The 8,438-nt window shown below is 44.3% G+C and carries 10 protein-coding genes; 8 read left to right on the top strand and 2 right to left on the bottom strand.

The genetic code is table 11. The annotated features are described in order from the left end of the window. Positions 1 to 3: 3 nt before the first annotated feature. The 8 genes from AB7U21_RS08405 (at position 4) to AB7U21_RS08370 (ending at position 7,174) form a co-directional block, all read left to right on the top strand. Positions 4 to 159 carry a DUF2193 family protein gene (locus tag AB7U21_RS08405; RefSeq protein ID WP_428388270.1) on the top strand — a complete coding sequence of 52 codons (156 nt, stop codon included), beginning with the start codon at positions 4 to 6 and terminating at the stop codon, positions 157 to 159. A gap of 45 nt (positions 160 to 204) precedes the next feature. Further along, the gene (locus AB7U21_RS08400; protein ID WP_333787062.1) at positions 205 to 951 is read left to right on the top strand and encodes an MIP/aquaporin family protein; all 747 of its coding nucleotides are present in this window, start codon (positions 205 to 207) and stop codon (positions 949 to 951) included. A 103-nt stretch (positions 952 to 1,054) separates the two neighbouring features. Then, a complete protein-coding gene (locus AB7U21_RS08395) occupies positions 1,055 to 2,119 on the top strand; it encodes a 60S ribosomal export protein NMD3 (RefSeq protein WP_333787063.1) in 1,065 nt (354 codons plus the stop codon). Positions 2,120 to 2,137: 18 nt separating this feature from the next. Next, a complete protein-coding gene (locus AB7U21_RS08390) occupies positions 2,138 to 3,283 on the top strand; it encodes an ATP-grasp domain-containing protein (RefSeq protein WP_333787094.1) in 1,146 nt (381 codons plus the stop codon). Positions 3,284 to 3,373: 90 nt separating this feature from the next. Continuing rightward, a complete protein-coding gene (locus tag AB7U21_RS08385) occupies positions 3,374 to 3,868 on the top strand; it encodes a transcription factor (protein ID WP_333787064.1) in 495 nt (164 codons plus the stop codon). A gap of 1 nt (position 3,869) precedes the next feature. Continuing rightward, a complete protein-coding gene (locus AB7U21_RS08380; RefSeq protein WP_333787065.1) occupies positions 3,870 to 4,376 on the top strand; it encodes a TIGR00295 family protein in 507 nt (168 codons plus the stop codon). Between the two features lie 154 nt (positions 4,377 to 4,530). Further along, positions 4,531 to 5,163, top strand: coding sequence for an archaeal proteasome endopeptidase complex subunit beta (gene psmB / locus AB7U21_RS08375; protein ID WP_333787066.1), 633 nt, complete (start codon positions 4,531 to 4,533; stop codon positions 5,161 to 5,163). A 100-nt stretch (positions 5,164 to 5,263) separates the two neighbouring features. Further along, on the top strand, positions 5,264 to 7,174 hold the full coding sequence (locus AB7U21_RS08370) for a beta-CASP ribonuclease aCPSF1 (RefSeq protein ID WP_333787067.1): 1,911 nt from the start codon (positions 5,264 to 5,266) through the stop codon (positions 7,172 to 7,174). 5 nt (positions 7,175 to 7,179) lie between these two features. On the opposite strand, the gene AB7U21_RS08365 is transcribed toward AB7U21_RS08370, so the two are convergent. Both AB7U21_RS08365 and AB7U21_RS08360 read right to left on the bottom strand, forming a co-directional pair. After that, positions 7,180 to 7,821 (bottom strand): HAD family phosphatase, encoded by a 642-nt coding sequence (locus AB7U21_RS08365; protein WP_333787068.1) that lies wholly within the window; start codon positions 7,819 to 7,821, stop codon positions 7,180 to 7,182. Positions 7,822 to 7,957: 136 nt separating this feature from the next. Beyond that, a complete protein-coding gene (locus AB7U21_RS08360) occupies positions 7,958 to 8,362 on the bottom strand; it encodes a hypothetical protein (RefSeq protein ID WP_428388266.1) in 405 nt (134 codons plus the stop codon). Positions 8,363 to 8,438 lie beyond the last annotated feature (76 nt).

Raw genomic sequence — 8,438 nt, 5'->3', positions numbered from 1 at the left:
TGTCTGCTTACCAGTGAACCAGTGACAGCAACTATGATGACTAACATAATATCTCTCCACAAGAAAGAACCACATTCCCCTGCAAGGGTCTGCAAGTTCTGTGCAGCCAACTACTTCGATTATAAATGCGGAGACTGTAACTGGACGGAGGCCGTCTGATCAGTGTACCCTTCAATGGGTACACCCTTTTAAGAGGGTGATCAAATGGCAGAAATAGGTCTTTTTAAACGGTCCCTAGCCGAACTAATAGGAACATATGTTCTCGTTTTTCTTGGAACTGGTTCCGTAGTTACTACTGTGCTACTTTTTCAGGGGTGGACACCATATCCGGATAACAACTTCAATGTAGGGATAGACATCGCTGCCTGGCTGACAATAGGTATGGCCTTTGCGATAGCCATAATAGCTATGGTATATGCTTTTGGCCATATCTCCGGTACCCATATAAATCCGGCAGTTAGCATAGCACTGTGGGCAACAAAACGTTTCCCTGCATCAGATATGATCAGCTACATAATCGCTCAGCTTGTAGGTGCAAGCCTGGCTTCTTTTAGTATTGTAGCTATCCTAGGTCAGAGAGCGGTTGGAACGGGCCTGGGTGCAACCTCCATGTTTGCCGGGGTAAGTTACACTCAGGCCATACTTTGTGAAACAATAGCCACATTCTTCCTGATGTTAACGATCATGGGCACAGCTGTGGATAAAAGGGCACCTGCAGGATTTGCTGGCCTTGCCATAGGTCTTGTGGTCGCAGCGGATATAATCGTAGTGGGTAATATCACGGGTTCATCCCTTAATCCCGCACGTACGTTTGGTCCATATCTGGCAGAATTTCTGTTAGGCGGAAGTAACCTTTGGTGGCAGTTCCCCATATATATTATAGGACCTATAGCAGGTGCTTTAGTGGCAGCTTTCCTCTATGACTATGTAGCACAGACAAAGCAAGGATAACAGGAAATTCACTCTTTTTTTACTTTTTTATTATACAGTTCCCAGTCCCCTCAAAAAGACCCCGACCGAAAATCCTATCTAATCACACACATTATGGATTGCAATGACCTCTACCATCTGCCCGAAATGTGGAAAAGGCACTACTATATTGCTCAGTGGTGTATGCAAAGAATGTTTTTTTCAGAATTTCGTTCTGGCCCAGTTACCCCAGGTGATACAGGCAAGGCTATGTGCCACCTGTGGAGCACGTTTTGCACGCGGTAGATGGATCGATGAAGATGAAATTGAAACTGTGGTCCTGAAAACCATAGAAGATAACCTTTCAATACATGAAGCTGCAGAAGATATTGAAGTATGCATAGCTCCCCGGCAGTTAACTCCGCACATGTACAAGGCAGAAGTGGAAGTAGTTGCGTCAATACAGGGAGAAAGGATCAATGCCGTTCTATCAACCGAAATAAGAATAATTCGTGAATCATGTGAGATGTGCAGCCGGATTTCAGGAGGTTATTTCGAAGGTGTACTCCAGATAAGGGCTACCGATAGAACACCTACGGATAACGAGCTTGCAACATGCCTTAGAATTGTGGATATGACCATTGACAGGATGCGTGCCAAAGGTGACCGTCTGGCATTCATCACGGAAACTATCAGATCAAAGGAGGGGCTGGACCTCTACATCGGATCGGTCAATTCCGGCAGGCATATTTGTAAAGCAATAATAGAAGAAATGGGCGGCACTTTCAATGAGTCTCCTTCCCTGTTCGGTCAGAAAGATGGCAGGGAGATCTACAGGATAACTTTTTCCATGAGACTGCCACGCTTTACGCCCGGTGACATCATAAGTATCAGGAACAGGAAAATAGTGGTCAAGCACATGGAAAAAAAGCTGACCGGTACTGACCTTGCGGATAGTTCACGCTTCATAGCCACCGAAGATGAGATCGCCTTGGCCAAGCATGTAGGAAACATCAGGGATGCGGTCAATGCGGTGCTTGTTTCTGAAGAAGAACATGAACTTATGATATTGGACCCGTTCACTTTCAGGACCGTAAATGTGAAGAAACCTTCAGGATTTTCAGTACCTGAGGATGAAGAGATCCCGGTGATAAGGATCGAAGATGCATTATTCATCTTACCTCCTGAATGGAAAAAGAACGATAACTGAAGGACTGATCTATTGAATGTGCTTGTAATTGGTTTCAGTACCCGTAATATTGTCTGCTCAGGCAGCCGGGCAGGTTACAATATGTATGCCATCGATACATTTTGCGATCAGGACACAATAGGTTGCTGTATTGCCACAAAGGAACTGCCTCATGAACTGGACATCAGGAGCAAAGATGCGGCAGATATTATTATAGATATGGTCCGAAGCTTTGAAGTGGATTTTGATGCGATCGTCCCGGGTTCTGGATTTGAGGCAATGGACTTTAGTTCTCTTCCCTGGACAGTACTTGCAAGTGACCCTGAAAGCATTCAGGCAGTACAGGATAAGTTCACTCTGTCCCGCAAGCTCGCAGAACTTGGCCTTCCTCACCCGCACGTTTATGAGAATGTTGATGATAAGCCGGATAAATTCCCTGTAATGATCAAGCCCCGCAAAGCAGGAGGAGGGATATTTAACAGAATAGCCTGCAACGGACAGGAACTTTTAGAGGCGGTACAGGATATCCTGGGAACTGAACCGTCCTTTTCCCGCAATGACCTTATGATGCAGGAGTTCGTCAAGGGTGTACCAGCAAGTGTATCACTCATTGCCAGTAAAGATAAAGCAGTAGCTGTGGCAGTGAATGAACAGCTGATCGGGATCTTCTGGCTGACAAGGATGCAATTTGCCTATTGCGGCAATATCACTCCTTATGAGGGAAAATATGCAGAGGGAATGTGCAATGTCTCAGAAAAGCTCACCCGCGAAATGGGGCTCCTCGGATCCGTAGGGATAGACTTCATAGTAACGGAGGATGGACCAAAGATTATTGAAGTGAATCCCAGGTTCCAGGGAAGTCTGGATACCGTAGAACTGGCTACCGGAATTAACCTTTTCGATGCACATGTGAAAGCGTTTATGGGAAAACTGCCCGAAAGGCCTGCAAGGATCCAAAGGTCTGCCGGCAGATGTATCATATATGCAGATAGGGAGACAAAGATGGACGCACAGGTGCTGGCCGAGATGCGTAAACAAAAAATAGCAGATATACCTCAACCTGATTACGTGGCACTTGCAGACTACCCTGTGACATCTGTGCTGCACACTGGAATAAACCGTAGCAATGTCTTTGAGTCGTTGAAGCGGGATTCTGAAAACATAAAGCGAATAATTAAGAAATGAGCCCATTATTGATGCAGAATATGGGCATCATGTGCAAAAATTAATATCACAATACAGCAGATTATAGTTCCATTCTTGAGGTGAGTGTTTTTGATAGATATGAATGATCTTGTTATCCGGGGATACCTAATTCGTCTTGTGGGTGAAGACGGGCTGGCCATGATCGAAAAAATGCCGGAGGGGGAGGTCACTGACGAGCAAATAGCTCAGGCCACAGGCATACTTCTCAATATTGTAAGGAGAACTCTGTTCATATTGAATGAGAACAAGCTTGCTATTTGCAGAAGGGAAAGAGATGCCAGTAGCGGATGGCTTACCTATCTCTGGACCCTCGATATGTCTGACATAGAAAAACAGCTTGTGAAAGAGAAGAAGAGATTGATAAAAAATCTGAAGGTACGCAAGGAATTTGAGGAAAGTAATGTATTTTATATTTGCCCTGAAGGCTGTATCCGAATGGATTTTAAACAGGCGGCAGATGCTGTATTCATGTGCCCTGACTGTGGCGAGGATATGATACATGAGGACAATTCGCCATTTATCCAGCTGATAAAGGAAAGGATCAAAAACCTGGAAAGCAGATGACATGATAACGCCGGACAGAGCACTGCAAATACTCAGAGATGAGGGCTGCTCTGAGAAGGTCATTGCACATTGCATAGCTGTTTCTGAACATGCTGCCGAAATTGCAGAAAGACTGGCAACAACTGGAAAACAGGTGGATATAGAACTGGTGAAAATTGGGGGTTTGCTCCATGATCTGGGCAGATGCCGTACCCATGGGATCGACCATGCTGTGATAGGTGCGGGTATTGCTATGGAAATGGGCCTTGATCCCTTGATAGTCAATATAATCAGGAAGCATATAGGAGCAGGTATTACCATAGAAGAGGCAAAAGAACTTGGCCTGCCGGAAGATGATTATATTCCATTCACCCTTGAAGAGAAGATAGTGGCGCATGCTGATAACTTCACTTCAGGCGATACAAGGGTGACCATGACCCAGCTAGTTGAAAAGATGAAGAGAAGACATTTCACTGAGGAAAGTATGGCACGCATCATTACACTGGCAGAAGAGATAGGTATCTATTGAACTATGATCTTATGAATAAAGCTTTATTTTAGCCGATTGGAACGATCTTTAACGGAAAGCCTTATATATATTCTGATTAATCAATACTGTGTCTGGGTGACAGATATTATCTTTTTGCTAAAGTTTTCTCATTTTGCGACGATGAGGTATACTGATGGTCGATGATAAATATTTAAAAGGTACAACTACTGTAGGTATAGTTTGTGATAAAGGCGTGGTACTTGCTACCGAAAGACGTGCAACTATGGGTCATTTCATAGCCAGCAAGACAGCCAAAAAAATTTATCAGATCGATGATCTTGTGGGTATGACCACTGCAGGATCAGTAGGAGATGCTCAGCAGATCGTGCGCATAATGAGCGTTGAGTCACACCTTTACAAAATGAGGCGTAAAGAGCCCATGACTATCAAAGGTATAACTACGCTCCTGTCAAACATCCTGAGCGGACAGCGCTACTATCCGCTGATGGTGCAGCTGCTTGTGGGTGGCGTGGACAAGAACGGCCCTGCAATATTCTCCCTTGATGCTCTTGGAGGCACCATTGAAGAAACAAAAGCTGTAGCGACTGGTTCTGGCTCACCCATGGCTTATGGGGTACTTGAGGACCGGTTCGTGGATGGGATATCGATCGAGGAAGGAGTAGAGCTGGCAATACGTGCCCTGCATAACGCAATGAAGAGAGACTCGGCCTCAGGCAATGGAATAGATGTTGTGGTTATCACAGCTGATAAATTTAATCGGCTGGAAGAGGAAGAGGTTCAGCAGTACAGGGATAAATTGAACTGATAACATTCTGTCAACTTTGTTGACGTTAATTTGACATCTGTTCTATCTTGCATAGATCAAAATTTTATATTTTTTTATTTTTCTCAAAGGAAGGCTTTTAATGGCAATAGATGAAGTATTAGCTGATCTAAAACAGAAAATAGACGAAAAATTGCCGCAGGGCACCACTATTTCTAGCGTAGAGTTCGAGGGTCCTCAGCTTGTAATGTACACTGAGAACCCATGGAGTTTTGCAGACAATGGTAATATTGTACGGAACCTTGCGAAGATCCTTAGGACACGTATAGTTGTCCGCCCTGACCCAAAGGTTTTGCTGCCACCAGAAGAGTCTGTTAATAAGATCGTTGAAACAGTACCTGAAGATTCGGCCATAGCCAACTATCATTTCGATCCCGATGTGGGAGAAGTTATTATCGAAGCAGAAAAACCCGGCCTTGTGATCGGGAAACATGGAGAGACCCTCAGAGAGATCACAAAAAAGATCGGATGGACACCAAAAGTGGTACGTGCCCCGCCCATATCCTCACGGACAGTAAAGAATATCCGTGAATTCATGAAAACAAACCACAAGGAAAGGAAAGAAATACTCAAGACAGTGGGACGTAAGATACACAGAGAATGCACCTCAAAGGACCAATGGGTCAGGGTCACATCACTGGGCGGCTGTAAGGAGGTAGGAAGAAGCTGTTTTTTGTTATCCACACCTGAATCCTGTGTAATGATAGATTGCGGTGTTAACGTTGGCTCTGATGAACACATGACACCATACCTCTATGTTCCTGAGGTTTCGCCATTTAGCAAGCTCGATGCAGTGGTCATCACCCATGCTCACCTGGATCACCAGGGACTATTGCCACTTTTATACAGGTATGGTTTTGAAGGGCCTGTGTATTGCACACCTCCTACAAGAGACCTGACAGCTTTATTGCAACTTGACTATATTGATGTGGCTTCCAAAGAAGGAAAAAGGCCCCCGTATTCTTCGGCAGATGTACGTGAAGTGCTTAAGCACACCATTGTCCTGGATTATGAAGAGGTCACAGATATTGCACCTGACATCAAGCTCACCTTCCACAATGCCGGACATATACTTGGCTCAGCCATTTCTCATTTTCACATAGGCGATGGCCTGCACAATGTGGTCTTTACAGGCGATTTCAAATACGAGAAGACCAGACTTTTCGATGCGGCCGTTAACAAGTTCCCACGTGTGGAAAGCGTGATCATGGAATCCACCTACGGCGGGGTGAACGCGCTTCAGCCATCCCTGCAGGATGCAGAGAACCATCTGCAACAGGTTATTAAAAATACTCTCCAGAACAAGGGAATCGTACTGATACCTGCCTTTGCGGTCGGAAGGAGCCAGGAAGTTATGATCGTCCTGGAAGATGCCATACGCAAAGGACTGATAGATAATGTCCCAGTGTATCTTGACGGTATGATATGGGAAGCCACGGCCATCCATGCTACGTATCCGGAATATCTTAACAACGACCTGAGAAAGCTCATTTTCCAGAAAGGAGAGAACCCATTCCTTTCAGAATGCTTCAAGCCTGTAGATTCCAATGAACTCCGGCAGGAGATCATATCCAAACGTGAGCCATGTGTCATCCTGTCCACATCGGGAATGATGAACGCCGGTCCTGTGATGGAATATTTCAAAGCCTTTGCTGAAGATGAAAGGAACACGCTTGTGTTCGTAGGCTACCAGGCGGACGGTACGCTGGGACGCAGGATCCAGAAAGGCTGGAAAGAGATACCTCTCAATACCGGAAAGGGCACAGAGATAATAAACATGAATATGAACGTTGAGATCGTTGACGGTTTCTCAGGTCATTCAGACCGCAGGCAGCTCATGGAATACGTGCGCAAGATGAAACCAAGGCCCGAACGCGTATTCACGGAACACGGAGACGAAAGGTCCTGCATCGACCTTGCGACTTCCATCCATAAAAAGAACAAAATGGAAACAAGAGCACTCACAAATCTCGAAACCATTCGTCTTGTGTGATGGCATCAGACAAATCTGGAAAGATAACCTATTAGTTCGGCATGGTCTCTAAGTACCATGTCGGCATCCATTAATTTTTCCTTTGGGAGATAAGTAGGGACTGCCACACAGTAGATACCAGCCATTTTTGCTGACTTTATTCCCAGAGGAGCATTCTCTATCACCATGCATTCTTCCGGTTCCAGCCCAAGTTTACGGGCTGCTGTGAGGTAAGGCTCAGGGTCGGGTTTTCCACGGGTAACATCTTCTCCTGAAACAATTGCCTCAAAGATGCCGGGATAAAACCTATCCATGAGCGAGTTGACTATAGTCCTGTCCGCTCCCGACGCAACGGCAAGCTTGTACTTCTCTTTGAGCGCCTGCAGGCATGCCGGCATACCCTTGAATGGTTCTGCCCTGTTGTTCTGCAAGAAATATTCTCTCTTCTTTTTGAGAAATGCTTCGTAATCCGATGTTTTTGGCTCCATGCCTGCCTTACGAAAAATGAGATCCACTACACCTTTGTGATTGGAGCCTTCTATTTCATATATATCCATATTCGTTATATGGATACCCACTTCCCCGAATGCCTTCACCCACGCATCGGCATGATAGGGCATGGAATCCATAAGCACCCCATCAACATCAAAGATCAGACCTTTTAACATGCACCTTCATCTCTGGGTATCGGATAAATATTTGTGCATGAGAGTGGACTTAAAAGTAAGGTATATTGAATAAGGTTAAAGTGGAAAAAAGTAAACTCCTTTGACACTTCTTCTAAATTGATATCGTTTGAACAAATCATGGAAGAATGTATCCAAAATCTAAGCCTTTAGAAGATATGGTAACAACCAACGTCTTTTCTTCGTTCAAGTTCACTTTTTCCACTGCGGTAGAATTTCCATCTAAAACAACCTTTACCGAATAGATGCCTTTTTCTCTGATCAAATCACCATACCGCTTATATTCTCCCGGTGGCAGAAAAGATGCTTCATTAAAAATAACAGTATTGTTTATATCTGAAACTGCAAATGCTACTTCATGCCCTTCATCATCATCATTGGATATTCGAACATGAAGTGGAGGATTATCTAAACGATCTTGTTGTTCTTTCACTTCAATATACTGTTGCGAAAAAGCATAAATTGTAATAATTAACAATAATACAACTACAATGCCTCTAATTGTGTCTATTTTCTTTCCCATATTTCTTCCTTATCCTTTATTCTTACAAACATCTGTTTATTCTTTAAAATATATTTCAGATATTTTAAATAATAAA

The sequence above is a fragment of the Methanomethylovorans sp. genome (assembly GCF_050177135.1).
Taxonomy (GTDB): domain Archaea; phylum Halobacteriota; class Methanosarcinia; order Methanosarcinales; family Methanosarcinaceae; genus Methanomethylovorans.
Note: the sequence above shows the minus strand (reverse complement) of the source record. Positions and strands in the feature narration are given on the sequence as shown.